The sequence below is a fragment of the Lachnoclostridium phocaeense genome, from assembly GCF_959599685.1.
GTDB classification, from domain to species: domain Bacteria; phylum Bacillota; class Clostridia; order Lachnospirales; family Lachnospiraceae; genus Claveliimonas; species Claveliimonas monacensis.
In genome coordinates this window covers 91,844-117,437 of record NZ_CAUGIN010000005.1, presented here as the reverse complement: position 1 = coordinate 117,437, position 25,594 = coordinate 91,844, and the positions used below count along the sequence as shown (strand labels likewise).

25 protein-coding genes are annotated in these 25,594 nt (G+C 51.6%); 22 read left to right on the top strand and 3 right to left on the bottom strand.

Annotated elements, in window-relative coordinates; translation table 11 throughout:
- The first annotated feature begins 1 nt into the window (after window position 1).
- Genes Q5911_RS03800 through Q5911_RS03785 form a run of 4 tightly spaced genes read left to right on the top strand, consistent with a single transcriptional unit; the run spans window position 2 to window position 4,863 of the window.
- Window positions 2–745 carry an ABC transporter ATP-binding protein gene (locus Q5911_RS03800; protein ID WP_303181104.1) on the top strand — a complete coding sequence of 248 codons (744 nt, stop codon included), beginning with the start codon at window positions 2–4 and terminating at the stop codon, window positions 743–745.
- A gap of 18 nt (window positions 746–763) precedes the next feature.
- Window positions 764–2,185 carry a sulfatase-like hydrolase/transferase gene (locus tag Q5911_RS03795; protein WP_303181102.1) on the top strand — a complete coding sequence of 474 codons (1,422 nt, stop codon included), beginning with the start codon at window positions 764–766 and terminating at the stop codon, window positions 2,183–2,185.
- Between the two features lies 1 nt (window position 2,186).
- Window positions 2,187–3,704, top strand: a complete 1,518-nt coding sequence (locus Q5911_RS03790) for a sulfatase (RefSeq protein ID WP_303181101.1) — start codon at window positions 2,187–2,189, stop codon at window positions 3,702–3,704.
- A 25-nt stretch (window positions 3,705–3,729) separates the two neighbouring features.
- Window positions 3,730–4,863, top strand: coding sequence for an anaerobic sulfatase maturase (locus tag Q5911_RS03785; RefSeq protein ID WP_303181099.1), 1,134 nt, complete (start codon window positions 3,730–3,732; stop codon window positions 4,861–4,863).
- A 58-nt stretch (window positions 4,864–4,921) separates the two neighbouring features.
- On the opposite strand, the gene Q5911_RS03780 is transcribed toward Q5911_RS03785, so the two are convergent.
- Window positions 4,922–5,533, bottom strand: coding sequence for a DUF624 domain-containing protein (locus tag Q5911_RS03780; protein WP_303181097.1), 612 nt, complete (start codon window positions 5,531–5,533; stop codon window positions 4,922–4,924).
- 307 nt (window positions 5,534–5,840) lie between these two features.
- Here Q5911_RS03780 and Q5911_RS03775 point away from each other — a divergent pair, with 307 nt between their 5' ends.
- From Q5911_RS03775 to Q5911_RS03695, 17 genes are all read left to right on the top strand, one after another.
- Window positions 5,841–7,274 carry an ABC transporter substrate-binding protein gene (locus Q5911_RS03775; protein WP_303181095.1) on the top strand — a complete coding sequence of 478 codons (1,434 nt, stop codon included), beginning with the start codon at window positions 5,841–5,843 and terminating at the stop codon, window positions 7,272–7,274.
- Between the two features lie 182 nt (window positions 7,275–7,456).
- A complete protein-coding gene (locus tag Q5911_RS03770) occupies window positions 7,457–8,392 on the top strand; it encodes a carbohydrate ABC transporter permease (protein ID WP_087174489.1) in 936 nt (311 codons plus the stop codon).
- 49 nt (window positions 8,393–8,441) lie between these two features.
- Complete coding sequence (locus Q5911_RS03765) at window positions 8,442–9,266, top strand: carbohydrate ABC transporter permease (RefSeq protein ID WP_303181093.1); 825 nt, start codon at window positions 8,442–8,444, stop codon at window positions 9,264–9,266.
- Window positions 9,267–9,276: 10 nt separating this feature from the next.
- Complete coding sequence (locus Q5911_RS03760; RefSeq protein ID WP_303181091.1) at window positions 9,277–10,434, top strand: ABC transporter ATP-binding protein; 1,158 nt, start codon at window positions 9,277–9,279, stop codon at window positions 10,432–10,434.
- A 4-nt stretch (window positions 10,435–10,438) separates the two neighbouring features.
- On the top strand, window positions 10,439–11,560 hold the full coding sequence (locus Q5911_RS03755) for an ABC transporter ATP-binding protein (protein ID WP_087174492.1): 1,122 nt from the start codon (window positions 10,439–10,441) through the stop codon (window positions 11,558–11,560).
- Window positions 11,561–11,600: 40 nt separating this feature from the next.
- Window positions 11,601–12,707 carry an alcohol dehydrogenase catalytic domain-containing protein gene (locus Q5911_RS03750; protein ID WP_303181090.1) on the top strand — a complete coding sequence of 369 codons (1,107 nt, stop codon included), beginning with the start codon at window positions 11,601–11,603 and terminating at the stop codon, window positions 12,705–12,707.
- A 23-nt stretch (window positions 12,708–12,730) separates the two neighbouring features.
- A complete protein-coding gene (locus tag Q5911_RS03745; protein WP_087174494.1) occupies window positions 12,731–13,726 on the top strand; it encodes a dihydroxyacetone kinase subunit DhaK in 996 nt (331 codons plus the stop codon).
- A gap of 14 nt (window positions 13,727–13,740) precedes the next feature.
- Window positions 13,741–14,379, top strand: a complete 639-nt coding sequence (gene dhaL / locus Q5911_RS03740) for a dihydroxyacetone kinase subunit DhaL (RefSeq protein ID WP_303181087.1) — start codon at window positions 13,741–13,743, stop codon at window positions 14,377–14,379.
- 147 nt (window positions 14,380–14,526) lie between these two features.
- Entirely contained in the window at window positions 14,527–15,468 is a 942-nt protein-coding gene (locus Q5911_RS03735; protein ID WP_303181086.1) for a sugar-binding transcriptional regulator, read from the top strand.
- A 20-nt stretch (window positions 15,469–15,488) separates the two neighbouring features.
- Window positions 15,489–17,021: an FGGY-family carbohydrate kinase gene (locus Q5911_RS03730; protein WP_303181084.1), complete on the top strand. Its 1,533-nt coding sequence runs from the start codon at window positions 15,489–15,491 to the stop codon at window positions 17,019–17,021.
- Window positions 17,022–17,023: 2 nt separating this feature from the next.
- Window positions 17,024–18,061 (top strand): 2-hydroxyacid dehydrogenase, encoded by a 1,038-nt coding sequence (locus tag Q5911_RS03725; protein ID WP_303181082.1) that lies wholly within the window; start codon window positions 17,024–17,026, stop codon window positions 18,059–18,061.
- A 52-nt stretch (window positions 18,062–18,113) separates the two neighbouring features.
- Window positions 18,114–18,767 carry a class II aldolase/adducin family protein gene (locus Q5911_RS03720; RefSeq protein ID WP_303181080.1) on the top strand — a complete coding sequence of 218 codons (654 nt, stop codon included), beginning with the start codon at window positions 18,114–18,116 and terminating at the stop codon, window positions 18,765–18,767.
- A 13-nt stretch (window positions 18,768–18,780) separates the two neighbouring features.
- Complete coding sequence (locus Q5911_RS03715) at window positions 18,781–19,833, top strand: 2-hydroxyacid dehydrogenase (protein ID WP_303181079.1); 1,053 nt, start codon at window positions 18,781–18,783, stop codon at window positions 19,831–19,833.
- An 18-nt stretch (window positions 19,834–19,851) separates the two neighbouring features.
- Window positions 19,852–21,357: a xylulokinase gene (locus Q5911_RS03710; protein ID WP_303181077.1), complete on the top strand. Its 1,506-nt coding sequence runs from the start codon at window positions 19,852–19,854 to the stop codon at window positions 21,355–21,357.
- A 29-nt stretch (window positions 21,358–21,386) separates the two neighbouring features.
- Complete coding sequence (locus Q5911_RS03705) at window positions 21,387–22,028, top strand: HAD family hydrolase (RefSeq protein WP_303181075.1); 642 nt, start codon at window positions 21,387–21,389, stop codon at window positions 22,026–22,028.
- A 93-nt stretch (window positions 22,029–22,121) separates the two neighbouring features.
- The gene (gene rpiB / locus Q5911_RS03700; RefSeq protein WP_087174502.1) at window positions 22,122–22,568 is read left to right on the top strand and encodes a ribose 5-phosphate isomerase B; all 447 of its coding nucleotides are present in this window, start codon (window positions 22,122–22,124) and stop codon (window positions 22,566–22,568) included.
- A gap of 89 nt (window positions 22,569–22,657) precedes the next feature.
- A complete protein-coding gene (locus tag Q5911_RS03695) occupies window positions 22,658–23,098 on the top strand; it encodes an RpiB/LacA/LacB family sugar-phosphate isomerase (protein WP_087174503.1) in 441 nt (146 codons plus the stop codon).
- An 86-nt stretch (window positions 23,099–23,184) separates the two neighbouring features.
- On the opposite strand, the gene Q5911_RS03690 is transcribed toward Q5911_RS03695, so the two are convergent.
- Both Q5911_RS03690 and rd read right to left on the bottom strand, forming a co-directional pair.
- Entirely contained in the window at window positions 23,185–24,033 is an 849-nt protein-coding gene (locus Q5911_RS03690; protein ID WP_087174504.1) for a putative manganese transporter, read from the bottom strand.
- A gap of 164 nt (window positions 24,034–24,197) precedes the next feature.
- Window positions 24,198–24,359, bottom strand: coding sequence for a rubredoxin (gene rd / locus Q5911_RS03685; protein WP_087174505.1), 162 nt, complete (start codon window positions 24,357–24,359; stop codon window positions 24,198–24,200).
- Between the two features lie 197 nt (window positions 24,360–24,556).
- Here rd and Q5911_RS03680 point away from each other — a divergent pair, with 197 nt between their 5' ends.
- Window positions 24,557–25,579 carry a GTP-binding protein gene (locus Q5911_RS03680; protein WP_303181068.1) on the top strand — a complete coding sequence of 341 codons (1,023 nt, stop codon included), beginning with the start codon at window positions 24,557–24,559 and terminating at the stop codon, window positions 25,577–25,579.
- The last annotated feature ends 15 nt before the right edge of the window (window positions 25,580–25,594 follow it).

Here is a 25,594-nt window from a genome sequence, read left to right as displayed (position 1 = left end):
GATGAGTGAAGACATTAAAGTAAGTGTGAAAAATCTTACAAAAAGTTTTGGTGACCTTCTCGTGCTGAACAATATTTCTTTTGATGTGAAGAAGGGAGAGTTCCTGTGCATTGTGGGACCTACCGGCTGCGGCAAGACGACATTTCTTAACAGTCTTACGAAACTGTACGACATAGACAGCGGCAGCATCACCATCAACGGGGAACCCATTGATCTGAAGAAACACGATATTGCCTATATTTTCCAGGAGTATTCTACAATGAGCTGGCTTACTGTGGAGGAAAATATACAGTATGGACTGAAAATCAAAAAGTACAGCAAAGAGGAAATGAAAAAGCGCGTGGATAATGTGATGGAGATCGTGGGACTGACAAAGTACAGGAATTTTTATCCCCGGCAGCTGTCGGCGAGTATGCTCCAGAGGGTGGTGATCGCAAGAGCTTTTGCGGTTGAACCTGAATTGTTGCTTATGGATGAACCTTATGGACAGCTGGATCTGCAGCTAAAGTATCATCTGGAGGATGAACTTATCAATTTGTGGAAAAAGACAAATACGACTGTTATTTTTATTACGCACAATATTGAGGAGGCCGTATATCTGAGTAATCGGATCCTGGTGTTGACAAATAAGCCGACAAAAATAAAGGAGTCTATTGACAATGATCTGCCGCGCCCGCGGAATATTGCTGACCCGGAATTTATTAAGATCAGAAACAGGGTAACGGATCTGATCAAGTGGTGGTAAGGGAAGGGAGGAATCGTTATGGCAAAAAGGAAAAATATACTGTTTTTATTTGCAGACGATATGAAATACAGCACTGTCAGTGCACTGGGGAATCCGGAAATCAAGACGCCGAATCTGGATGAACTGGCAAGAAACGGGACAAGCTTTGTGAATGCGCACATTCCGGGAGGAACTTTTGCGGCGGTCTGTATGCCAAGCAGAGCTATGCTGAATACCGGTAGAAGTCTGTTCCACCTAAACCATTTTGGGGAGAGTATCCCGGAAGAACATGCTCTGCTGGGCGAGACATTCCTTCGGGGGGGCTACAACTGCTTTGGGACTGGAAAATGGCATAACTGTACGCGCTCCTATGCTCGCAGCTTCAACAGCGGTGCGGAAATATTTTTTGGAGGTATGTATGACCATTGGAAGGTGCCTGTCTATTCTTTCGATGAGTCAAAGGAGTATCCGAACCGTTTCCCTGATGTGATGAACCCTGCCTACGATAATTTTGTAGTGCCAAGGACATATGACCATATAAATGGCGGTACTCATTCCACAGATCTGTTTGCGGGAGCGGCCTGTGACTACCTCAGAAATTATGACAGCGACAAACCATTTTATATGTATGTGGCATATATGGCACCCCATGATCCCAGGTCAATGCCGCAGAAGTTTATTGATATGTATGATCTGAACGATATCAGTCTCCCACCTAATTTCTATGAAGAGCATCCTTTTGATTTCGGCATCAGCGATGTGCGGGATGAAAGACTTCTGCCTGTTCCAAGAGACAGAGAGGCCGTAAAGCGGGAAATCCGGGATTACTACGCTATGATCAGTCATCTGGACAGTACAGTGGGAGATATAATTGAGACGCTGAAGGAAACGGGAATGTATGATGATACTATCATCCTGTTCTCGGCAGACAATGGACTTGCAGTAGGAGAACATGGGCTGCTGGGGAAACAGAATACCTATGAGCACAGCATTAAGGTGCCGTTTATCATAAGCGGTCCTGGGATACCGAAGAATGAGACAAGAGACAATTATATCTACCTGTTCGATATCTTTCCGACTCTCTGCGACTATGCGGGGCTTCCGGTTCCGGAGTCCGTGGAGGGGATCAGTTTTAAGGCGGCGATTGAGGATAAAGAAGCCAGAACAAGGGAATGTATTTATGCTGTTTTTGCGGATAAAGTGAGAAGCGTCAAGGATTACGAATATAAACTGATCGAATACAAGTGCGGAGATATGAGGCGCACGCAGCTGTTCTGTATTAAGGAGGATCCATATGAACAGTGTGATCTGTTTTGGAATGAGGAGTATCAGCCTATAGTGGCCAGACTGAGAAAGAGGCTGCGTGAGGAGGCGGACAAGTGGGATGATCTTTCCAGTGAGGAGGGACAGAATTTCTGGTTGGAATACAAGCGTGTAAAAGAGGAAGTGTGGTGTTATTGATATGAGAAGTGTATTGTTTTTGTCGGACACAGTCAATCGAAGATTTCTGCAGATTTACAATGAGAGCGGCATGTTTCTGCCGAATTTGGACAGGCTGGTGCGAAGATCTGTTACGTTCTGCAACCACTTTACCGGATCGGCCCCCTGTATGCCCGCCCGGCGGGATATAATGACAGGGAGATTAAATTTTCTGGAGAGAAACTGGGGGCCTATAGAGGCGTTTGACCAGACCCTTCCGCAGATCCTCCGCGATAACGGCGTTTGCTCCCATATGGTGACAGATCATTATCATTATTTGGAAATAGGGGGAGAAAATTATTGCCAGATGTTTGATAGCTGGGAAATGGTACGGGGGCAGGAGTGGGATCCTGTTGTCTCAAGAATACAGAATAAAGAAATTCCGTGTCATTATGGGAAGATTGTTCCACAGTACTGGTATAACAGAGATCTGTTTAAGGACGATGAGAAAAAGTTCCCTAGTCCGACAACCATAGAGAAGGCGGCTTGTTGGCTGGAAGAAAATCACGATCAGGACGACTTCCTGTTATGGGTGGAGCCGTTTGATCCACACGAACCCTTTGAAGTACCAGAAGAGTACCTGAAAAAAGTGGGAGATACCTATGAGGGGAAACTGTATCTGTGGCCGGAATATAAAAAGGTGGAGGATGCGGAGCTAACGGAAGAGGCACTTCAGCATATCAGAAGGAGATATCTTGCCCTGCTCCTGATGACAGACGAGTGGCTTGGACACATCTTTGATGTAATGGATGCCCATGATATGTGGAAAGATACTCTGTTTATTTTTACTACAGATCATGGGTACATGCTGGGCGAACACGGATATATGGCGAAAAATTATATGCCTGCCTACAATGAAGTTTTTCACATCCCGCTTATTGTTCACCTTCCGGGAGATGAGGGGGCGGGAAAAAGGATAGATGCTATAACGCAGAATATAGATATACTTCCGACATTAATGGAATTTTATCAGATACCTGCCTGTGCATGCAGAAATAAGATCCATGGGAAATCATGGATGCCTCTGATCAGGGAAGAGGTGGACAAGCTGAGAGAATGTGCGCTCTACGGGTATTACGGAAAGCAGATAAACCTCACAGACGGCAGATATACATACTTTAAAGCGCCTAATGAAGAAAACAGACCATTGTATCTGTACACATCCGTTCCAACGGATATCAGAGCATATTTTGATGCTGACAGGCTGAATGATTTTTCGAGAATAGAGGCAGGGGCTTTTCTGAGCTGGACTGAGTATCCGGTTTACAGGATCCCGGCGGACATCATTAATGACAATAACGATGCTACTCTTAGGTTTATCTATCTCCAGGACTGGGAAAAGGAAAATCAGATTTATGATCTCCAGACAGATTACGAGCAAAAAAGTAACATATATGACGATGATCCAGAAATTACCAGAAGGCTGGACAAGATGATGGAGAGGGCGCTCAGAGAACATGATGCCCCGGAGGAGCAGCTGATCAGACTGAGGTTTCAATAGTATACTAAAGTGAGGAGGGGGGAGAATGCCAGGACTTTTCGTTTTGATCAAACCAGTTTCCGGACTTTGTGATCTGCAGTGTGACTATTGTTTCTACCGGGATGAAACAGAAAAAAGATCCTGCGCTTCATATGGCAAAATGAAGCTGGAGACACTGGAAAAGGTGATAGAAAAAGCGTTGGGATATGCGGAAGGAGTGTGTACCTTTGCCTTTCAGGGAGGAGAGCCGTTTCTTCGGGGGATAGATTTTTATAAACAGGTCCTTGAATTTCAGAAACGCTATAATAAAAACAATGTAAAGATTGAAAACGCCATACAAACCAATGGATGCAGCTTTGATACCGCCTGGGCCTGCTTTTTGGCTGAAAATAATTTCCTGGTTGGGATATCGCTGGATGGGATCAGGAGAACTAATGATAAATGCAGGAAAGATCAAAATGGAAACGGGAGCTTTGACCGGATCATGCAGGCATTATCGCTGTGTGACCGATGCGGGGTGGAATATAATCTTCTTACCGTGGTGAACCGGTATACGGCAGGACAGGTAAAAAAAATCTATCAGTTCTACAAAAAGCACTGCTTCGAATATCTACAGTTTATTCCCTGTCTGGATCCTCTGGGAGAGGTGCCTGGACAGCATGAGTATTCCTTGACGCCAGAGGCTTATGGAAATTTTCTGAATGAGCTGTTTGATCTGTGGTATTCTGATGTTAAAACAGGAGAGCAGCCTTACATCCGGCAGTTTGAAAACATCCTTGGGATGATGCTGGGGATTGCTCCTGAGGCATGTGACCAGAAAGGAATATGTGGGATGCAGTATGTGGTCGAAGCGGACGGGGCGGTGTATCCGTGTGACTTTTACGTGTTAGATGACTGGCGGCTGGGGAATCTTACAGAGAACAGCTTTGAAGAAATCGACCAAAAACGGAAAGAATCGGGCTTTATAGAAATGTCAAAGTGTTTTTCTGAAGTGTGCAGAGGCTGCGAGTTTTTTTGGATCTGTCGGGGGGGATGCAGACGGCATAGACAGTTAAATGATGCTGGAGAATTCCAAAATTATTTCTGTCAGGCTTACAGGGAATTCTTTAGAAGGACGTTGTCCAGATGGAAGCTTCTGGCGGAATACCTACAGGGAAATCATGTGAATGTGATCAAATAAAAGGTAAAGCTTCATCACCTCCAAAAACAGGAGAGCTGATGAAGCTCCTTTTTTATTTCTATTCCTTTTTCTTATACTTCTGAAATACCTTTTCAAACAGCACCAGCGTACAGTACACTACCACGGTCGGGCCGAAGAGGATAACCAGCAGCCGGGTGGCCAGGAACCGTAAGAACAGGAAAGCGGCGATGCCGTAGAACACAGCGGCGATCAGTGTCACCGGCGCATACATAAAGGCGAAGATAAATGAATTGAAAACGATTTCTGACAGCTTTCCGGAAAAATTGACCATCACAGGGTAGACCCACATGAGCACCAGGGCCATCGTCAGGAAGGCGATCCCTGCCATGATCATCAGTATGTTTTTGTAGGGCATGGAACCCAGCTCCAGCATGTAGCAGGCCATGCCAAAGGCGGTGCCAAGCACGGCGGAGCAGATCCAGATCACGGTACCCTTCTTCCAGTAAAGCCGGAGTCCTTCTTTGAAATTTCCTCCAATATGGATATCTCCTCTCATGAGACAGGCGGCGCAGTGGTGCTGAGCGGCTGTGGCGGCTCCGATCGTCACAAGGGGAATGCAGCACGCAAGCCAAAGCAGATTCAGCAGGGTGAGCCGGCTTAGAATTGTGGCAGTTCTCATGAAACCACCGTCATATTCAAAAAATTTCATTTTTTGTCCTCCTGCAGATGATAAATTAATCATACACTAAAAGAATGGCGGCCGCAAGATGAGAATTTTTTGTTAAATAAAAAATTAACAAAAAAATGAACAAAAAAATATTATTTTTATGCAAAAAGACAATAAAATTTTTGTGAATTTTTACAAATGTAACAATGCTTGACAAAAGTATAGGCTCGGATGTACAATGGATTTAAGAAATTTGCATAGAATATTCCGAAAGCTTCTGGCAGGTAAACAGAAGTCTGAATATTTTGTGCGGAGAGGGAAAGTTATTGAAAAAGGGAGGCAAGAAAGAATGAAGAAAAGACTTATCAGTGCTCTTCTGTGTACAGCTATGGTAGCGTCCATGCTGGCCGGATGCGGCGGAGAAACAGTCAGCAGCGGCGGCGGCGCGGACGAAGAGGAATACGAAGCTGGCAGTGCTGAGGATTTTGACTGGAAGAACTATGAGGGAACAACCATCAATGTTATGTTCAACGAGCATAACTATTCCAAGGCGGTAATCGAGAAGATCCCCGAGTTCGAAGAGCTGACAGGTATAACGGTTGAATACTCATCCACACCTGAGTCAAACTACTTCGACAAGCTGAACACATCACTGAGCAGCCGTTCCGGTACGCCCGATGTATACATGACCGGCGCTTATCAGGTTTGGGAGTACGCTCCTGCCGGATACATGGAGCCGCTGGATAACTACATCAACGACCCGGCCAAGACAGATCCGGATTACAACTTTGACGACTTTATCCCGGCCGTTGTTGACGGACTGAAATGGGATACGGTTCCCGGACATAAAGTAGGCGAGGGCTCACAGTGGGCACTTCCCATGGGCTGGGAGCTGAACTGTCTGGCTTACAACAAGAATGTATTTGCAGAGAAGGGACTTGAGGTTCCCACAACTACAGATGAGCTGCTTGAGACAGCAACCGCTCTGAATGAGTTTGCAGGCTCCGGCTCCTACGGTATTGCTGTACGCGGTACCCGTGAGTGGGCAACCATCCATCCCGGATATATGTCTCTGTTCTCAACATGGGGCGCTCAGGACTTTGCGATCGAGGACGGCAAGCTTGTATGTCAGCTCGATTCTGAGGAAGCCATTGCGATGACAGATTACTGGGTAAATCTGATCAAGGCAGCAGGTCCTCCGCAGTGGACAAACTACACATGGTATGAGGCCAGCGCTGACCTTGGAGCAGGAAAAGCATCTATGCTGTTTGACGCTACAAGTGCAGGCTACTTCCAGAACTTTGAGGGAGCTTCCCAGGAGTCCGGAAACATTGCATGGTCTACCATTCCGCTTCCGGAAGGAAAATCTGAGGAAGATATGAAGGCAAACATCTGGATCTGGTCACTGGCTATGAATGCAGACTCCAAGAATAAGGATGCTGCATGGTACTTCATCCAGTACTTTACAAGCCCTGATTACATGCTCTGGTCCGGAACAGAGGGAGCAAGCCCGGATACTCCGCGTACATCTGTAATGGAAAGCGACGAGTACAAGGCTATTGTTGGTTCTGCGGACAACTATCTGGAGTCCATTGCAGCTCTGACAGAAAATGCTTCTATCCAGTTTACACCGCAGCCCTACTTCTTCGAGTGTACAACTACATGGGCTGAGACACTTCAGGACCTTGTGACGAGCGATACCTACTCGTCCACTGAGGAGGCTATGAAGGCTCTGAAGGAGGAGCTGGACAGCATTGTATCTGATCTGGAGATATCAGAATAACTAAAAATCATACATTGCCCTGAACGGTACACATCACAGAATAATCTGTATGAGTCGATATATTCTTATTGAAAAGGGTTAGAGTCAAGGAGGGGTTACCTGACCCTCCTTGATTTTTTTGATAATAGATGTGTTTGTGAAGAGGCAGTGGCTGATCGTAATATATGAATGGAGGAACCAGGATGAAAGAGCAGAAAAAAAACAGCGCCGCGGTAAGTGAGCTGAATGTGCTCCCGTTTAAGACAAGGATGCTTCCGTATATGATCGTGGCGCCTGCGCTGATCATTACGATCGGTATCATGATACCGTTCATAATGGCTATATATTATTCATTGACAAACTATTCGTTCAGACTGCCTACATACAGCTTTGTCGGCCTGAAGAACTGGATTGAAATCCTGTCATCCACGGATTTCTGGAAGGCTGTGTGGGTTACTCTGAGGTACGCATTTTTCAGCACGGTGATCGAGATGGGACTTGGAATGGGCATTGCGATCCTGCTGAACAATCTGAACAACAAATTTTCCAAGATCATGCGTGTCGCGCTGATCTTCCCGCTTATGGTTGCGCCTGTTACAGCTACTATTGTGTGGCAGCTGATGCTGAACAACTCTGTGGGTATTCTGGAGAAATTCCTGAATATCTTCGGCGTGTATAATTTCCCGTGGGCGGCCAGCCCGTCGACGGCTATGCTGACAGCGGTCATGATCGATGTCTGGGTGAACACATCCTTCTGTATGCTGCTTGTGCTGGCTGGACTGCAGTCTCTTCCCAAGTCACCCTTTGAGTCTGCAAAGATTGATGGAGGAAGCGTGCTGTTCAACTTCTGGAACCTGACGCTTCCGATGCTGAAACCCAGCCTTTACATCGCTCTCCTGTTCCGCTTGATGGCGGCTCTGCAGGAATATGCGATCATCTTCGCTCTGACAAAGGGAGGCCCGGGCGACACCCTGATGAACCTGTCGCTGACCGCCTACCAGAACGGCTTCCAGTTCCAGAAATTCGGATATGCGCTTCCGTACATTCTGGTGCTGTGGGTATTTATCAACATTGTGGCAAAACAGATCGTAAAGAGACAGCGTGCGGCTCAGAAGCAGGCGGCAGGTCTGGAGGAATAGCGCGGTGTGCTCTAAACGGTAAATTTCAGATACAGAAAGGATGTTAAGCATGAATACAGCTTCAAAGAGACTTGGACGTATCGTCCAGAACGGACTGTTGATCATATATGCGATATTTGCTCTGTTCCCGCTGATCTGGATGCTGATCCTGTCCATTAAATCGGACGCTGAGATGTACACAACTACATTTATATTCAGCCCGACACTGGACAACTATAAGGCAGTACTGCTTGAGTCGGATTACCTGCAGTACATGCTGGACAGCCTGATCGTGGCGGGCGGCGCTGTTATCGTTTCAGTTGTAGCCGGTGTCCCGGCAGCCTATGCGCTGGCCAGATATAATTTTAAGAAGAAGGAAGACATTGCGTTCCAGATCCTCTCGTTCAAATTTGCACCTGAGATCCTGGTAGTGCTTCCGCTGTTCATGATCTATCAGATGCTGGGGATCTATGACAGCTATTTTGGACTGATCTGGGTATATCAGCTCATTTCCATGCCGCTGCTGATCTGGGTTGTGCGGGGATACTTTGAGGATATCTCTGTGGAAATCGAGTATGCGGCACAGGTGGACGGCTACAGCTGGTATCAGATCTTCTTTAAAAACCTTATTCCGCTCATCAAGCCGGGACTCGTGTCCGCGGCGCTGCTGGCCTTCATCTTCGCATGGAACTGCTTCACATTCCCGCTGATGCTGGGTGGAACAAATGTACAGCCGATCACTGTTGCTATTACAAAGTTCCTTGGAACAGACAGTGCCCATTACGGACAGCTTGCGGTTGCGGCAACGATTTCGGCTCTGCCGGCGATTATATTCGCCCTCTGTATACAGAAACATCTTGTACGCGGCCTGAGCTTCGGTGCAGTCAAGGGATAGGAGTGAGAATATGGCAAGAATACAATTGGAAAATGTTACGAAACGGTTTGGGAAAGTGACCGCCCTGGACGGGGTTTCACTGGATATTAAAGATAAAGAATTCTTTGTATTATTCGGGCCCGCCGGTGCAGGGAAGACGACGATCCTCAACTGTATTGCGGGGATCCAGCTTCCCGAGGAGGGTGTGGTAAAATTTGACGGTGAAGTTGTGAACCTGGTGGACGCGGCTCACAGGGATACGGCCATGGTCTTCGAGAACTACGCTCTGTATCCGCAGATGACGGTCTACGACAATATGGCGTCTCCATTGAGGAGCAAGCTCTACAAAAAGGACGAGGAGTTCATCAAGAAGAAAGTGCATGAGGTGGCGGAGATGATGAAGATGGAGAATCTTCTGGAGCGTCTCCCCAGCCAGCTGTCCAACGGACAGAAGCAGCGCGTGGCCATGGGCCGTGCCCTTGTGCGTTCTCCCAGGGTGTATCTGATGGATGAGCCTCTGGCCCATCTGGACGCAAAGCTTCGGAACTCCATGCGTACTGAGCTGAAATCCATACAGGCCAACTTTGGTACCACCAGTATCTATGTGACGCATGACTTTATGGAAGCGATGTCTCTTGGGGACAGGATCGCTATCGTTAATAAAGGAAAGATCGTGCAGATCGGCACGAGCGATGAGATTTACTACATGCCGTGCAACGAGTTTGTTGCTCAGCTTATGGGAGATCCCGAGATCAATATTGTGGGCGGCAGGCTGGAGAAGACAGGAGCCGGCTATGCGTTCTCGTTAAATGACGTGGAGGGAAGAACCTATCAGCTCCCGGAGGACAAGGATCTGTTTGCGGCTCTGGATGAGGCGGGGCTTACGGACGTGGAGCTTGGGATCAGACCGCAGAATGTGAAATATTCGTTCGATCCTGTTGAAGATTATACGAAATGTACTGTTTACAGCTATGAGAGTATCGGAAACAAATCTGTTATTGTCGCGGAGATCGGGGATCTGCAGCTGCGCATGATCGCGCCCAACGGACTGGCAGTAAAGATCGACCAGGATATCTACGTGAAGCTGGAGCTGGATCACGCCATCTTCTTTAACATGGAGACAAAGGAATATGTGAGCAGATACAATGAAGCGGCAGTGAAGGCTCTCGCGGCGGAACAGGAGGGATAAGTAAATGGCAGGATTAACCATAAAACATCTTTACAAGCGTTATGACAATAGCGGCAAGAAGAAAAAAGGCGCCAAACTGAATGATTACGCTGTACAGGATCTGAATCTTGAATGCGGGCAGGGAGAGTTTATCGCGCTGCTCGGACCTTCCGGATGCGGAAAGACGACTACTCTGCGCATGACTGCGGGGCTGGAGACGATCACAAAGGGTGAGATTTATATCGGTGATACACTGGTAAACGACCTGCACCCGAAGGACAGACATATCGGCCTGGCCTTTGAGGACTACGCTATGTATCCGCCTCTCACCGTGTATGACAATATTGCCTTTAATCTGAAGGCAAAAGGTGTTGACAAGGCGGAGATCGACAAGAGAGTGCGGGAGATCGCTCCTCTGATGCAGTGCGACGATCTGCTGGATAAGATGCCTGTGAAGCTCTCGGGTGGACAGAAGCAGCGTGTCAATATTGCCCGCGCTATTATCCGTCGCCCGGAGCTGCTCCTGATGGATGAGCCGCTGTCCCATCTGGACGGCAAGGCGCGCCAGGCTATGCGTACGGAGATCAAGCGCCTGATCAACGATATTAAATGTACAACTGTATATGTAACGCATGATCAGCTGGAGGCCATGTCTCTGGCGGATAAGATCGCCATCATCAATTTCGGCGTTCTGCAGCAGTTCGGCACTCCGGCGGAGGTGTACGATGATCCGGTCAATGAGTTCGTGGCTTCCTTTATCGGTGAGCCTCCCATGAATATTCTGGAGACAACGATCATTGGCGACGGGGATCACTTCCTCTTTACCTTTGAGGGCAGTGATCTTCAGATCAAGGTTCCGGAGCGCTACAACAATGTAGTCAGCAACGGGTTTAAGTGTAAGATGGGCGTTCGCCCAATGGATGTGCTTGTGGGCGGCCCTGACTCTCACGGCATGCCGGAGAAGGTGGATACCTTTGAGAACCTGGGAGATGAGAGAAGGATCGGTATCCGGGTAGGAAACACGCTTATGATGCTGATCACGGACGATGAGACAAGATATAAAGCGGGCGATATTATCAAGCTGGAGGTTCGGGGTGAGAAGACCCATCTGTTTGATATTGAGACAGGAAACCGTATCCGCGAGTAGGCGGTAAAGTATATAAAAATCAAGTAGGAGGGATAGAACTATGAGCAACTTACCAGAAAAAATGAAAGCGATCGTTGCGTACGCGCCTGGTGACTACCGGTTTGAGATGGTAGACACTCCCAGGGCCGGAGAGGGAGAGATGATCCTGAAGGTAGAAGCGTGCGGTATCTGCGCCGGCGATACAAAGGCGTTTGCAGGTGCGGCCAGCTTCTGGGGCTTTGACGGACAGCCCAAGTACATCAAGGAGCCCATGATCCCGGGCCATGAGTTTGTTGGAAAGGTAGTGGAGATCGGACCCAATGTGAAGGGTGGATGGAAGCTGGGCGACAGGATCTGTCCGGAGCAGATCGTTCCCTGCGGAGAGTGTATGTTCTGTAAGACAGGGCGCTACTGGATGTGCGAGAAGCATGACCTCTACGGCTTCCAGAACAATGTAAACGGCGGAATGGCTGAGTATGTCAGAGTCACCAAGGAGTCTGTGCCCTACTGTCACCTTGTTCCGGATGGCCTGCCTATTGAGCGAGCCGCTCTGATCGAGCCCTATGGGTGCTCCTTCCACTGTGTGCGCCGCGCGCAGGTTGCCAACACGGACGTTGTGGTACAGTCCGGTGTGGGCACACTGGGACTTGGCATGGTAGGTGCTCTGAAGCAGGCAAATCCGAAGCTCCTTGTAGTGCTGGATATGAATGATGCCCGCCTGGAGAAGGCAAAGGAATTCTGGGGCGACGGGGACAATATCCTGACCATGAACCCGGGCAAAGAGGATGTAGTGGCAAAGATCAAAGAGCTGACAGGCGGCTATGGCTGTGATATTTACATAGAGGCCAGCGGACATCCCTCCAGCGTTCAGCAGGGACTGGACTGCATCCGCAAGATGGGAAGATTTGTGGAGTTCTCTGTATTTGGCGCTCCGGTGACAGTTGACTGGAGTATCATCTCTGACAGAAAGGAGCTGGATCTTCTCGGTGTACATCTGAGCCCGTACTGCTTTGACACTGTGATCGACTGGATCGGAAACGGCAAGCTTCCGACAGACGGTGTTGTAACCCACAAATTCCCGCTTGAGAAGTGGGAGGAGGGCTTCCACATTGCGAAGACAGGTGAGAACGGCGCACTGAAGGTTGTTTTAGTGCCGGACATGGAGTAGGCCAGTAAGGAGGAGAAAAATATATGCAGCGTATAATGAATAACCCGGACAATATTGTTGACGAGATGCTGAAGGGTTTTCTGAAGGCACATTCTGATATTGTTGAAGCGACAGATAACGGCCGTGTTGTAAAGGCGAAGGATATACCTGAGGGAAAGGTAGGAGTTGTCACAGGAGGCGGCTCCGGACACAAGCCGGCCTTTATCGGATATGTGGGAAAAAATATGTGCGATGCAGCTGCAGTGGGGGAGATATGCTCCTCCCCCACCGCCGCAGCTTTTCTGGACGCCTGCAAGGTGGCGGACCAGGGCAAGGGAGTTGCGTGTCTGTACGGTAATTATTCAGGGGATAACATGAACGTGAAGATGGCGGTGAAGATGGCTAAAAAGGCCGGGATCACTGTCAAGACCGTGGTTGCCAATGACGATGTGGCATCAGCTCCCAAGGATCAGAGAGAGAAGCGCCGCGGCGTGGCCGGCGAGGTCCTGATGTGGAAGGTGGGCGGCGCCAAAGCGGCCCAGGGCGGAGACCTCGATGAGGTGATCGCGGCTGCCCAGAAGGCCATTGACAATACCAGGTCTGTGGGTATTGGCCTGACACCCTGCACGCTGCCGGCAGTGGGACATCCGAACTTTGAGATCAAGGATGGAACCATGGAGGTGGGGATCGGACATCACGGAGAGCCCGGGATCGAAGTATGCGAGCTTGAGACGGCTGACAAGATGGCTAAGAGAATGGTGGACATTGTAGTGCCGGATTATCCCTTTGTAGAGGGGGATGAAGTAGTAGTCCTCGTGTCCGGGCTGGGTGCTACGCCTGTCATGGAGCTTTATGTTCTCTATGATGAGATCGACAGGCTTCTTCAGGAGAAGGGCATTAAGACACACAAGGCATATGTGGGAAATTATTTCACATCTCTGGAAATGATGGGAGCAACGCTCACCATTATGAAGCTGGATGATGAGCTGAAGGAGCTGATCGATATGCCGGCATATTCTATGGGGCTGAAGCAGGTATAGGAGGCAGAAGTTATATGGGTACATTTAAAAATGAAGCAGGAAAACCGGTTCTGATGCGCATGGTGAAGGGAATACAGGACAACAAGGCGTATCTGGGAGAGGTGGACGGCCTGATCGGCGACGGCGACCACGGTATGAATATGAATAAAGGCTTTACTGTATTTGAGGACAGGTTTAAGGATGAGGATATATCCTTTACCGAGGGGCTGGATGAGCTTGGCATAATCCTTCTGAATGAGATTGGCGGGTCCATGGGGCCTATTTATGGCACGATATTCATGGATATGGCCGAAGCGGGAGAGGATCTGGACGAGATATCGGCGGCGGATTTTGCGGAAATGCTGGAAGCAGGCCTGAACGGCCTTTATGGCATTGTGGATGCCAGAGTGGGAGACAAGACTCTGGTGGATACGCTGTCGCCTGCAGTGGACGTCATGAAAAAGGCGGGAGAGACCGGACAGGACTTTAAGGAGGCCCTGGCGGAGATGAAAGCGGCCGCGGAGGCGGGCCGGGATTCCACGAAGGATATGGTGGCCAGGTACGGGCGCTCCAGCCGGCTTGGCGAGCGCTCCAGAGGCGTGCTCGATGCGGGGGCTACTTCCTGCTGTATCATTCTGACCGCCATGGCGGACGGGATCATGGAGCTGTTGTAAGGACAGGGAGGAGGAGACGGCGTATGTCCGTCTCCTTTTTTGTTTTCTGAGAATTTTGTGTGAAAAGTAATTGACAAAAAGGGATAAGATGCTATACTGAAATTACAAATGTAAATTTTTGTTACAATTGTAATTTGGAGGACACCTATGAGAGAAGATGTATATATAAAGATCGCGTACTGGTATCACACACTGGGGATGACGCAGGATGAGATTGCCAAGCGACTTTCCTTTACGCGTCAGAAGGTGAACCAGATCATCAATTCTCTTGTGGACCTGGGGATCGTCAATATAAGTATTCAGGGATACGAGAGAGATAACATAGAGCTGGAATGTCGGCTGGAAGACAGATTTGGCCTGAAGCAGGCTGTCATCGCCACGGATTACGGAGAGAGGGATACGGTTCTCTACAAGGTTGCAAACGTGGCTGCTCAGTATCTCAACGATACCATCCGCCAGGGAGATGTCATCGGCGTTTCCTGGGGGCGGACCCTGTCTGAGGTGGTCAATCAGATGGTGTACCACAAGAGGAGCGACTGCCGGGTGGTGCAGCTCATGGGCGCCCAGAACATTGAGCAGAAGGTGGAGAAGTCGGATGAGATTGCCCGGAACCTTGCCAACAAGCTGGACTGTCCAAGCAATATGCTGTATGCGCCGGTGGTGGTGGAGCATGAGATGACAAAGCAGATGCTGATGAAGGAGCGGAGCATACGGGCGTCCTTTGAGCTGATGCGGAAATGCAATGTGGCAGTCATCGGCGTAGGTGAGCTGACGGAGCGGTCCACCATGTGCACGAGAGGCCATATCACGAAGGAGGACATCGGGGTGCTCAGGGCAGCCGGATTTGTGGGAGATATCGCTATGAATCCTATAAGGGCGGACGGCTCCTGGGACAGCTGCCCGCTGACGGACCGGCTTCTCAACGCCAGCATGGAGGTCCTGAAGAATATAAACAACGTGATCCTGGTGGCCTGCGGGGATTCAAAGATAGATGCGATTCATGCAGCCATGCAGACAGGATGCATCGATATTTTGATCACGGATGAGACGACAGCCAGAAAGGTTCTATACAAAAATACAGAAGAATAAAAAGATTGGAGGGAGTCTGTATGGATTATATTCTGGGAATTGACGCCGGCACGTCCAATGTAAAGGCGGTTCTCTTTGACGAGGGCGGCAGAGAGGTCCGGGTGGCCAGCCGGGAGGCCGAGACGGTCAACAATGGCGGCAACTGGGAGGAGCAGGATATGCTTCTCGTCTGGGAGAAGGTAAAGGACTGTGTGAAGGAGCTGACAGCCTCCGGGGCGGCGGATGTCAGCCGGATCCGGGGGATCGGCGTGACTGGCCAGGGAGAGGGCTGCTGGCTTATCGATGAGGAAGGCCGCCCGGTACAGAACGCTATTTTATGGTGCGATGGCCGGGCTGTTTCGGAGGTGAGAAAGATCACCCGGGATCACCCCGAGGTGGGACAGCTCTATCACACGACCACAGGCACGCCGCCGCTCCTCGGCAATCAGATGGTGCTGCTGCGCTGGATGAAGACCAACCGGAAGGAGGTCCTGGACCGGGCCAGCAAGCTGCTGTTCTGCAAGGACTGGATCCGCTATAAGATGACCGGACTCATCGGCACGGAGATCACCGACAGTTTTACATCCCTGATGGATGCCCAGACAGGAAAGATCGCGGATGAGCTGATGAAGGCCATGGATATCTACGAGTACCGGAGCTATCTGCCGGACCCGGTGAGCTCTGACACGGTGGTGGGGACGATCACGAAGGAGTTCGCACAGGAGACGGGGCTGCCGGAGGGAATTCCCGTGATCGCAGGGGCGCTGGACACATCGGCCACGGCTGTGGGTCTTGGGGCGATCCACGAGAAGGACGCCTGCGTGATCCTGGGAACTACCTGCGCCAGCGAGATCGTCATGCGGAAGGAGGACTGCCGCTTCGGGGCAGAGAATTCCCGCTATGAAAAGCATCCCATCGAGGAACTGTACGTGGAGCTGCAGCCCACCCTGAACGGGACTCCCAACATTGACTGGATGCTGGAAAATATCGCGAAGACAAAGGATTTTGACGAGATCGACAGGATCGTGGACAGCGTGCCCGTGGGATGCGGAGGAGTGGTCTATCACCCCTACATCAGCGTGGCGGGAGAGAGGGCGCCCTTCTATCACCCCTACGCCAGAGCCAGCTTCTTTGGCATCAGTCAGGTGACTACGAGGAACCAGCTCATCCGGGCCGTGTACGAGGGCATCAGCCTCTCCATACGGGACTGCCTTCAGAACATAGACAAGGACGCCAATATCCACCTGGCAGGGGGCGGCGCCAAGAGCCCGGTCTGGGCTCAGATGATCGCGGACGTCATGGGGAAAAAGGTGATGATCCCGGAGGGCAAGGAGCTGGGAGCCAAGGGCGTGGCCATCATCGCGGGCGTGAAGCTTGGCATTTACAGCTCCTATGAGGAGGCGGTGAAAAAGGCCTGCACCTTCCGCAGGACATATGAGCCAAACCTGCAGAGGACAAAGAAGTACGATCTGCTATATGAGCTGTTCCGCCAGGTGCGGGTGCACAACCAGCAGATCTGGGATTACCGTCATCAGATGAACAAGAAAATTCAGGCCATCAGTGAGGAGGAATAAGAATGAAGATATTTTTTACTGCCGAGTACAATGAAGAGGAGCTGAAGCCCTTATACGAGATGGGCGAAGTGGTGAAGGACGGATGGGCGCTTGGACTTCCCAAAATGGAGGAGGACGAGCTGGCCGAGAAGACAAAGGACGCGGATATCATCATCACAAGCTACGACGATATCACGAGAAAGGTCATTGAGGGAGCGCCGAACCTGAAGCTGATCGCCTGCACCAGAGCCACGCCGGTGAATGTGGACATGGCGGCGGCAAAGGAGAGGGGGATCCCTGTTCTCTACACCCCGGGCAGGAACTCCGACTCCACCGCCGAGATGACCATCGGTCTCATGCTCTCCATCGCCAGGAAGATCCCCATGGCCTACAAGGCCCTCAAGGAGGGGAAATATACCGGGAACCCGGACGCCCACAAGGAGACGAAGGAAGGTCTGAAGGCGGATGTGATCTGGGATATGAAGATGGACGCCCCCTACATGGTGTTCAAGGGGACGCAGCTCAAGGGCAAGAGCCTGGGGATCCTTGGCTATGGAAGTATCGGGAAGCGTGTGGGGCGGATCGCCAGGGCCTTTGGGATGCAGCTCCTCATCTACGATCCCTACCAGGGCGAGGTGGACATCGAGGAGATCGGCATACGCAAGGTCAACACACTGGCGGAGCTGATGAGAGAGTCGGATTTTGTGACCTGCCACATGAAGGTGACACCGGAGACGACAGGAATCGTCAGCCGGGAGATGATCTCTCTTATGAAGCCCACTGCATACTTTATCAACGCGTCCAGAGGGGCGATCCTGGACGAGCAGGCGCTTATCGACGCACTGCGGGAGAAGAGGATCGCGGGAGCAGCCTTTGACGTGTATGCGAGCGAGCCTATTGCCAGCAATCATCCCTACGTAACGGAGCTGGACAATGTGGTGATCACGCCCCACATCGCCGGGGCCACGGACGATGTGCTTGTGAACCATACAAAACAGATCGTGGCGGATATCAGGAGATTTTTAAATGGAGAGCATCTGCTGTATCAGTACAGATATTAATGCAGATACCAATACAGATAAAAGCTGTCAAGCAGGAAAAGGAGGAAACAAGATGAACAGAGACAAAGTGAAGGTGGCACAGATCGAGGTATGTGAGACTGCAAAGAAGATGTCCAGCAGCGGGCTGGTGGCAGGCACATGGGGCAATATCTCCGCCCGCGTGGACGATGAGTACATGGTGATTACTCCCTCCGGCATGGACTACGACCGGCTCTTCCCGGAGGACATGGTCCTTGTCAACATGAAGACCTTCGAGTACGAGGGAAAGCTGAAGCCCTCTGTGGAGGTGCCGGTGCATGCGGCGGTCTATCTTGACAGGGAGACGGTAAACGGCATCGTACATACTCATTCCACCTATGCCCTGACTATGGCCACGGCCAGAAAGCCGATTCCCCCGATCTGTGATGACCAGGTGCAGATCCTGGGCGGGGATGTCCGCCTGGCGGACTACACCATGCCCGGTTCCAGGGAGATGGCCGCATCTGTTGTGGAGGCGCTGAAGGACAGAGGCGGAGCGCTGATCGCCAACCACGGCGCCATCACGGTGGGACGGACTTTGCCGGAGGCATTTACAGCGTCCCAGGTGCTTGAGAAGACGGCCCTGATCTATATCAATACCCAGAGCATCGGCGGGCCGGTGGAGATTTCCCGGGCTGACGTGGAATTTTTCCATGATTTCTTTATGACAAAATACGGACAGAAATAGGAGGCTGTGGAAGATGAAAACACTGATCACTGCCAGGTTTGACAGGAATTATACAGATCTGCTGGAGACGATCACGACAGATTACGAGTTCGCAGGGTACGGAGTGACAGGCGAAAAGATGTCTGTTCCCCAGATGAAGGAGAAGATCAAAGGGGTAGAGCTGCTGATCTCCGAGTTTGAGGACATTAACAGGGAGGTCATCGAGGCGGCGGACTGCCTGAAGATCATTGTGTGCTGCAGGAACGAGGCCTTTGCCAGTGTGGACATTGAAGCGGCGACAGAGAAGGGGATCCCTGTTCTGCGGGCCGGAGGAAGGAACGCCATCGCGGTGGCGGAGCACACCATCGCCCTGCTCATGTGCGTGTCCAAAAATATCAGCCTTACGGACCATCTCCTGAAGTATACAGACCAGCTCACCAATGTCCAGTACAACGACAATGAAGGGAAGCGGGCGGAGACCATGTCCGAGTGGTCTATGGATCCCACGGCTCCCTTTGCCCTCTACGGAGGGGGGCCGGAGATGTACGGAAAGACCTTCGGGCAGATCGGCTTTGGCATGATCGGACGGGAAGTGGCAAAGCGGGCCCGGGGGCTGGATATGGAGCTCCTTGTCTATGATCCCTACGTGTCCCAGGAGCAGATGGACTATCTGGGGGCGAAAAAGACGGATCTGGATACCCTCATGAAGACGGCGGATTTCATTAGCATCAACTGCAATGTGGTGCCGGAGACAGTGGGGCTGATCAGCCGGGAGAAAATCGCACTCATGAAGCCCACGGCGTATCTTGTGAATACAGCCAGGGCAAAGATCCTGGACTATGACGCCCTCTACGACGCACTGGCGGAGAAGAGGATAGCGGGGGCCGGGCTGGATGTGTATCCGGTGGAGCCGATCCCTGCAGGAAATAAATTCCTTTCCCTTAGAAATGTGGTCCTGACGCCTCATCTGGCTGGATCGGCGAGAGATATCGTGGGACACCAGACCAATATTGTGCTGACAGACGTGAAGAAGATACTGGCAGGCGAGAAGCCAAGATTTATCTGTAATCCGGAGGTACTCGCCTGAAGGATGGAGGGATAGAAGTTGAGTTATTCCATTGGAATTGACATTGGTACCACCACGGTGAAGTGCATCCTCTTCGGTGAGAAGGCAAAGGTGGTGGCTGAGGCCGGGAAGGAGTACGGGACGCTCCTCCCGGAGCCCTCCTGGGCGCAGCAGAACCCGGATGACTGGTGGAGAGCTGTGGTGGAATGCATCCGCGTGATCCTGGCCAAAAGCTGGGTGAATGCGGAGGACATCAGAGTTATCTCCGTCAGCAGCCAGGCCCCTGCTGTCCTGCCTGTCACGAAGGAGGGAAAGCCCCTCCACGACGCTCTCATCTGGATGGACAGGAGAAGCGTGGAGGAGTACGAGATCATAAAAGAGACGGTGGGGGCAAGGCGAGTGTTCGAGATTACGGGAAACCGTCTGGACACGTATTTTACTCTCACGGAGCTGATGTGGTTTATCAGAAATCACCCGGAGATCATGGAGAAATGCTTCAAGGTGCTCCAGGTAAACGGGTATGTCAATTATAAGCTGACAGGAGAGTTTACCATCGATGACACCCACGCCTCCCTCACCCAGCTCTATGATGTCCACAGGGACTGCTGGAGCCGGGAGCTTCTGGACGCCATAGGGGCAGATGTGGATCTGATGCCGCAGGTGTACGACTGCATGGCCCCTATCGGTCACGTGTCTGCGGAGGCGGCGGAGCTGACTGGTCTTTCCACCGGTACGGTTGTCCTTGCTGGAGCTGTGGACGCGACGGCGGCGGGGCTTGAGATGGGGGTATACTCCGGCGGCCGGGTGGCGGAGATGACGGGGACCAGCTCTGTGGTGCTTATAGGCTTTGATGAGCTTGTCACCGGGGAGGAGCTCTCCTATCTGAAGGGGCGGGCAAAAAACAGTACTCTTTTGTACGGCGCTATGAACTCTGCCGGAGGCTCTCTGCGTTGGTTCAGAGATGCTCTCTACGGCGGGGAGACCATGAAGAAGGACGCCTACCCCCGGATGAACCGGGAGGTGGAGGAGAGGGCAAAGAGACCTTCCAGGATCATTTTCCTCCCCTATATGGCGGGGGAGAGAGCCCCTATATGGGATCCGGATGCCCGTGGCACATTTATCGGACTGAACCTGAATACCAGCAGGGCGGAGCTGATCCGGGCAATTATGGAGGGAGCCTGCTTTGCGCTGCAGGATAACCTGGACCAGGCGGCCAAAATGGGGCTGCCCATCGAGGATATCATCTGCTGCGGCGGATGCAGCAGGAGCGATATATGGCTGAAGATCAAGGCCTCTGTGATCGGGAAGGAGATCAAGCTGCCGGAGGTCAATCTGGGGGCTCCCGCCGGTCTTGCCTACATGAATGCGGCCTACATGGGCGAGTACAGCACCCCGGAGGAGGCGTCGGATGCCAATCTCCGTATCAAAAAGGTGGTGGAGCCTGTGCGGGAGTGGATTCCCATGTACAGAGAGCTGTATCAGGTCTATCTGGAATCCTATCAGTCTTTGAAACGGCAGTTTAAAAACCTTGCCAGGATCCGTTGAGGATCAACTACTTTTAATGGAGAAGAAAAATGGACAGACAAGGCATAGAACTCTTGATTTTTGACATGGACGGCGTGGTGCTGGACAGCGAGCCGCTCCATGAAAACGCCAGGCAGTGGATGTTCCGGGAGATGGGGATCAGCCCTGATGACAGGCTGCCGGACCCTGTGGGCAAGTCCTCCAGCGGCTTCTGGAGAAGGGTGCTGGAGGTATATCATATGGAGGGAGATCCGTATGAGCTGGAAAAACGGCAGTACAGCCTGGTGGCGCGGCAGATAGAGGAAAATCACCTGCAGCCGTCAGACGGCTTTTTGGATGTCGTAAAGAGAGCGAAGGAGCGTGGGATAAGGATAGGACTTGCGTCCTCCTCCACCCGTGTGCTGGTGGATGACGCTCTGCGCCTGCTTGACGTGGACCGGTATTTTGACATCACTGTCTCGGGAGATGAGGTAGCCCACAAGAAGCCGGAGCCGGATGTGTATCTGAAGGTGCTGGAGCTTGCGGGAGGAGAGCCTGGCAGGTCAGCGGCAGTGGAGGACTCGGAGGCGGGCGTCAGGGCGGCGCGGCGGGCCGGGATATTCTGCTACGGCTACGTGAACGAGACGTCAGGCGGACAGGATGTGTCCGGGGCGGACAAGGTGATCCGGCATCTGGGGGAGATCGAGGTCTGAATTACAGCTGTGAAACAAGGATCCCATCTTGCTATTCCTGTCGGCAGACTTTATAATGAAGAGAGATAAAATTAGCAAAGGCAGGAGTATGAAATGAAGATTGGAATAGGAAACGATCATTCAGCAGTTGAAATGAAGCGGGAAGTCATGAAATTTCTGCAGGATCTGGGATATGAGGTGGTCAATTACGGCACAGATTCTACAGAGAGCTGCAACTACCCCGTGTACGGGGAAAAGGTGGCCCGCGCTGTGGTGGCCAAGGAGGTAGATCTGGGGATCGTGATCTGCGGTACAGGCGTGGGGATTTCCCTTGCCGCTAATAAAGTGAAGGGGATACGCGCCGTGGTCTGCAGTGAGCCGTATTCCGCCCGTCTTTCCAGGCAGCACAACAACACCAACATCCTGGCATTTGGAGCCCGGGTTGTGGGGATTGAGCTTGCAAAGATGATCATAGAGGAGTGGCTCAATGCGGAATTTGAGGGTGGAAGGCATCAGGAGAGAGTCAATATGATCATGGATATTGAAAACAGAGAAAAATAGTCGAAACGAAAGCAATCGAAAGTAGACAAAAGAAGAACGAAATGATAAAATAAAAGAAACGAAAATAAAAATGATAGGAGGAAAGACAAATGAAAATTGCAATTGGCTGTGATCCCAATGCGCAGGATGCAAAGGTAGCGCTGATCAAGTACATTGAGGCGAAGGGCTACGGTGAGGTGACGGACTTTGGAAGCGAAGATCCTATTTACGGACATACTGCATTTGCAGTTGCAGAGGCGGTAGCTGCAAAGAAGTATGACAGAGGCATCCTGCTGTGCGGAACAGGAATCGGTGTCTCCATTGCGGCTAACAAGGTAAAGGGAGCCTATGCGGCACTTATTTCAGACGTATACTCAGCGCAGAGAGCACGTCTGAGCAATGATGCCAACATTGCATGTATGGGAGCGTTTACAACAGGAAACAAAGTGAGAGAGCTTCTTGTGGATGCCTTTCTGGGCAATGAATTTGAACCTGGCTGTGCTTCACAGCCCAAGGTTGATGCCTATGTAAAATACGACCAGGAGAGATAAGACAGGAGCGGGAAAGGCTGTAAAACGGTGCAAAGAAAAAAGCGATGCGGGTTCGTCCGGCATCGCTTTTTTTGTCCTGGTGCGCCTTAAAGCCCGGCCAGGTGCAGGACCACCCCCGCGATCACCCCGCAGGCGTACAGAAGGCCGGTGAATTTGACACACTCCAGTTTGTCCGGATCGACCTTAAAAAGGACGATCAGTCCAACGCCTGCATTGGTGCACAGGCCGGCGATGACGGAGGCGAAGGAGAGGGCACCCCCAAGATAGAGCTCTGTGAGCAGCACGGAGGCGGCGCAGTTGGGGATGAACCCGAGGAGGGCCGCCAGGAAGGGCTGCAGGATACTCCCGCTTAAAAGGAAGGTGGAGACAGATTCAAGCCCTGCGCCCTCGATCACGGCGTTCAGGATGAGGGTGCAGATGAAAATGTAGCCGAAGAGCCGGACTGTGTGGTTCAGAGCCGGACGCAGGATGCCGTGATGGTCATGGCAGCCGCAGTGATGGCAGAGATCCTCGATCTCCTTTTTGGTAGAGATGAACCTTGCGAAGAACAGGTCGGCCAGGTATCCGGCCAGGATGGCTATGACAGCCTTGGCCACAAGGAGGGCGGCAATCTCGGCGCCGTTTCCGGGGTGGCCGATGAGGATCAGCACTGCCTCGTCGGAGGTGGCCAGAAAGACAGCCAGAAGCGTGCCCACAGAGATCACCCCTCCGGCGTACAGGTTGGCGGCCATGACAGAGAAGCCGCACTGTGGGATGCAGCCAAAGAGCGCACCTACCACGGGTCCCGCCTTCTCAAGCTTCGTCAGAGTCCTGCGGATCCAGGCGCTGGAATAGTGCTCCAGTCCCTCCAGGAGCAGGAAGGCGGCAAAAAGGAAGGGGAGCATGCGCACGCTGTCTTCTGCTGTATGAGATAAAATGTGTTCCAGAAATTCCATGTCCAGATCTTCTTTCTTTGTGCAAAATGAAAACGATTATCATGTTATCTTGAAAATAGTACCAATTTCCGGGCGGAATGTCAAGTAAAAGGAGCCCTGCCGCGGCAGAGCTCCCCGATCAAAATGTCCAGGCCGTTTCCGGGCCGGGCTGTGTGCGGAGAAAATCATTCCTCCACAGCAAACATATCCTTGCCTACTCCGCAGATGGGGCAAACCCAGTCCTCCGGGAGATCCTCAAACGCTGTGCCCGGTGCGATGCCGTTGTCTGGATCGCCGATCTCCGGGTCATACACATAGCCACAGGGCTCACATACATATTTCTGCATATTTTTTTCCTCCTGATATAGTAGTTGTAATGTCTGTTGCGATTACAAGGTTATTATAAGAGGTGCGGAGTGTTTATGCAAGGCATAGGAGAAAGATTATCCTGACTCCTTGAAATTTGTCCCGGGCTGTGACAAAATAGTTCTGGATATGCACAGATATCCTGAAAAATCGATCAGACAGAACAGGAGTGGATAAAATGACAAAGATAGATATTATCTCCGGCTTTCTGGGAGCCGGCAAGACAACGCTCATCCAGAAGCTTCTCAGGGAGGCGTCTAAGGGCGAACAGGTGGTCCTCATTGAAAATGAGTTCGGCGAGATCGGCATTGACAGCGGCTTTCTCAGGGAGGCGGGCGTAGAGATACGGGAGATGAATTCCGGATGCATCTGCTGCTCCCTCGTGGGAGATTTCGGCGCTTCCTTAAAGGAAGTCATTGAGACCTATCACCCGGACCGTATCCTCATCGAGCCGTCCGGCGTGGGCAAGCTCTCTGATGTGAAGCGGGCCGTGGAGAATGTGAAGACAGACGCGGATGTGGTGCTGAACAGTGCCACTACAGTGGTGGATGTAAAGAAGTGCAAAATGTATCTGAAGAATTTCGGCGAATTCTACAAGAACCAGGTGGAGTCAGCGGGTGCCATTATCCTGAGCCGCACGGATATCGCGGACGAGGACAAGGTGGAGCAGGCTGTGGCCCAGATGCGGGCCCTCAACCCGGACGCCCCCATCATCACCACCCCGGAGGGGCAGATCGACGGAGCCAAGCTCTTTGAGATCATGGAGAAGCACGCTCCCTCCCTTGAGGAGGAGCTGATGGAGGAGGCAAGGTGTGACGTGTGCGGCGGCCACCACGGGCCCGGCGAGGAGCATCACCATCACGACCATGACGGGTGCGGCCACGAGCACCATCATGACCACCATCATCACCATGCGGACGAGGTGTTTGGAAGCTGGGGGATGGAGACGGTGAAAAAGTACAACGCCCGGGATCTGAAGGTGCGCCTGGATGCCCTTGGGGACGCGGACACATACGGCATGGTGCTCCGCGCCAAGGGAATGGTGGAAGGCGACAAGGGAACGTGGATCTACTTTGATATGGTGCCCGGCGAGGTGGAGCTCCGGGAGGGGCAGCCGGATTATACGGGACGCATCTGCGTGATCGGCTCCAGGCTGAAAGAGAGCGCCCTGAAGGACCTTTTTGCGGGCGCGTCAGAATAGAAAGGGCGGTGACAG

Excerpts from the sequence above, each read along its gene's own strand:
- Q5911_RS03690 (WP_087174504.1), bottom strand. The coding sequence starts at position 24,033 with ATGGAATTTCTGGAACACATTTTATCTCATACAGCAGAAGACAGCGTG.
- Q5911_RS03680 (WP_303181068.1), top strand. The coding sequence starts at position 24,557 with ATGACAAAGATAGATATTATCTCCGGCTTTCTGGGAGCCGGCAAGACA.
- rpiB (WP_087174502.1), top strand. The coding sequence starts at position 22,122 with ATGAAGATTGGAATAGGAAACGATCATTCAGCAGTTGAAATGAAGCGG.
- rd (WP_087174505.1), bottom strand. The coding sequence starts at position 24,359 with ATGCAGAAATATGTATGTGAGCCCTGTGGCTATGTGTATGACCCGGAG.
- Q5911_RS03765 (WP_303181093.1), top strand. The coding sequence starts at position 8,442 with ATGAATACAGCTTCAAAGAGACTTGGACGTATCGTCCAGAACGGACTG.
- Q5911_RS03695 (WP_087174503.1), top strand. The coding sequence starts at position 22,658 with ATGAAAATTGCAATTGGCTGTGATCCCAATGCGCAGGATGCAAAGGTA.
- Q5911_RS03735 (WP_303181086.1), top strand. The coding sequence starts at position 14,527 with ATGAGAGAAGATGTATATATAAAGATCGCGTACTGGTATCACACACTG.
- Q5911_RS03750 (WP_303181090.1), top strand. The coding sequence starts at position 11,601 with ATGAGCAACTTACCAGAAAAAATGAAAGCGATCGTTGCGTACGCGCCT.
- Q5911_RS03705 (WP_303181075.1), top strand. The coding sequence starts at position 21,387 with ATGGACAGACAAGGCATAGAACTCTTGATTTTTGACATGGACGGCGTG.
- Q5911_RS03760 (WP_303181091.1), top strand. The coding sequence starts at position 9,277 with ATGGCAAGAATACAATTGGAAAATGTTACGAAACGGTTTGGGAAAGTG.
- Q5911_RS03790 (WP_303181101.1), top strand. The coding sequence starts at position 2,187 with ATGAGAAGTGTATTGTTTTTGTCGGACACAGTCAATCGAAGATTTCTG.
- Q5911_RS03720 (WP_303181080.1), top strand. The coding sequence starts at position 18,114 with ATGAACAGAGACAAAGTGAAGGTGGCACAGATCGAGGTATGTGAGACT.
- Q5911_RS03725 (WP_303181082.1), top strand. The coding sequence starts at position 17,024 with ATGAAGATATTTTTTACTGCCGAGTACAATGAAGAGGAGCTGAAGCCC.
- Q5911_RS03755 (WP_087174492.1), top strand. The coding sequence starts at position 10,439 with ATGGCAGGATTAACCATAAAACATCTTTACAAGCGTTATGACAATAGC.
- Q5911_RS03715 (WP_303181079.1), top strand. The coding sequence starts at position 18,781 with ATGAAAACACTGATCACTGCCAGGTTTGACAGGAATTATACAGATCTG.
- Q5911_RS03730 (WP_303181084.1), top strand. The coding sequence starts at position 15,489 with ATGGATTATATTCTGGGAATTGACGCCGGCACGTCCAATGTAAAGGCG.
- Q5911_RS03785 (WP_303181099.1), top strand. The coding sequence starts at position 3,730 with ATGCCAGGACTTTTCGTTTTGATCAAACCAGTTTCCGGACTTTGTGAT.
- Q5911_RS03795 (WP_303181102.1), top strand. The coding sequence starts at position 764 with ATGGCAAAAAGGAAAAATATACTGTTTTTATTTGCAGACGATATGAAA.
- Q5911_RS03800 (WP_303181104.1), top strand. The coding sequence starts at position 2 with ATGAGTGAAGACATTAAAGTAAGTGTGAAAAATCTTACAAAAAGTTTT.
- Q5911_RS03745 (WP_087174494.1), top strand. The coding sequence starts at position 12,731 with ATGCAGCGTATAATGAATAACCCGGACAATATTGTTGACGAGATGCTG.
- Q5911_RS03775 (WP_303181095.1), top strand. The coding sequence starts at position 5,841 with ATGAAGAAAAGACTTATCAGTGCTCTTCTGTGTACAGCTATGGTAGCG.
- dhaL (WP_303181087.1), top strand. The coding sequence starts at position 13,741 with ATGGGTACATTTAAAAATGAAGCAGGAAAACCGGTTCTGATGCGCATG.
- Q5911_RS03770 (WP_087174489.1), top strand. The coding sequence starts at position 7,457 with ATGAAAGAGCAGAAAAAAAACAGCGCCGCGGTAAGTGAGCTGAATGTG.
- Q5911_RS03780 (WP_303181097.1), bottom strand. The coding sequence starts at position 5,533 with ATGAAATTTTTTGAATATGACGGTGGTTTCATGAGAACTGCCACAATT.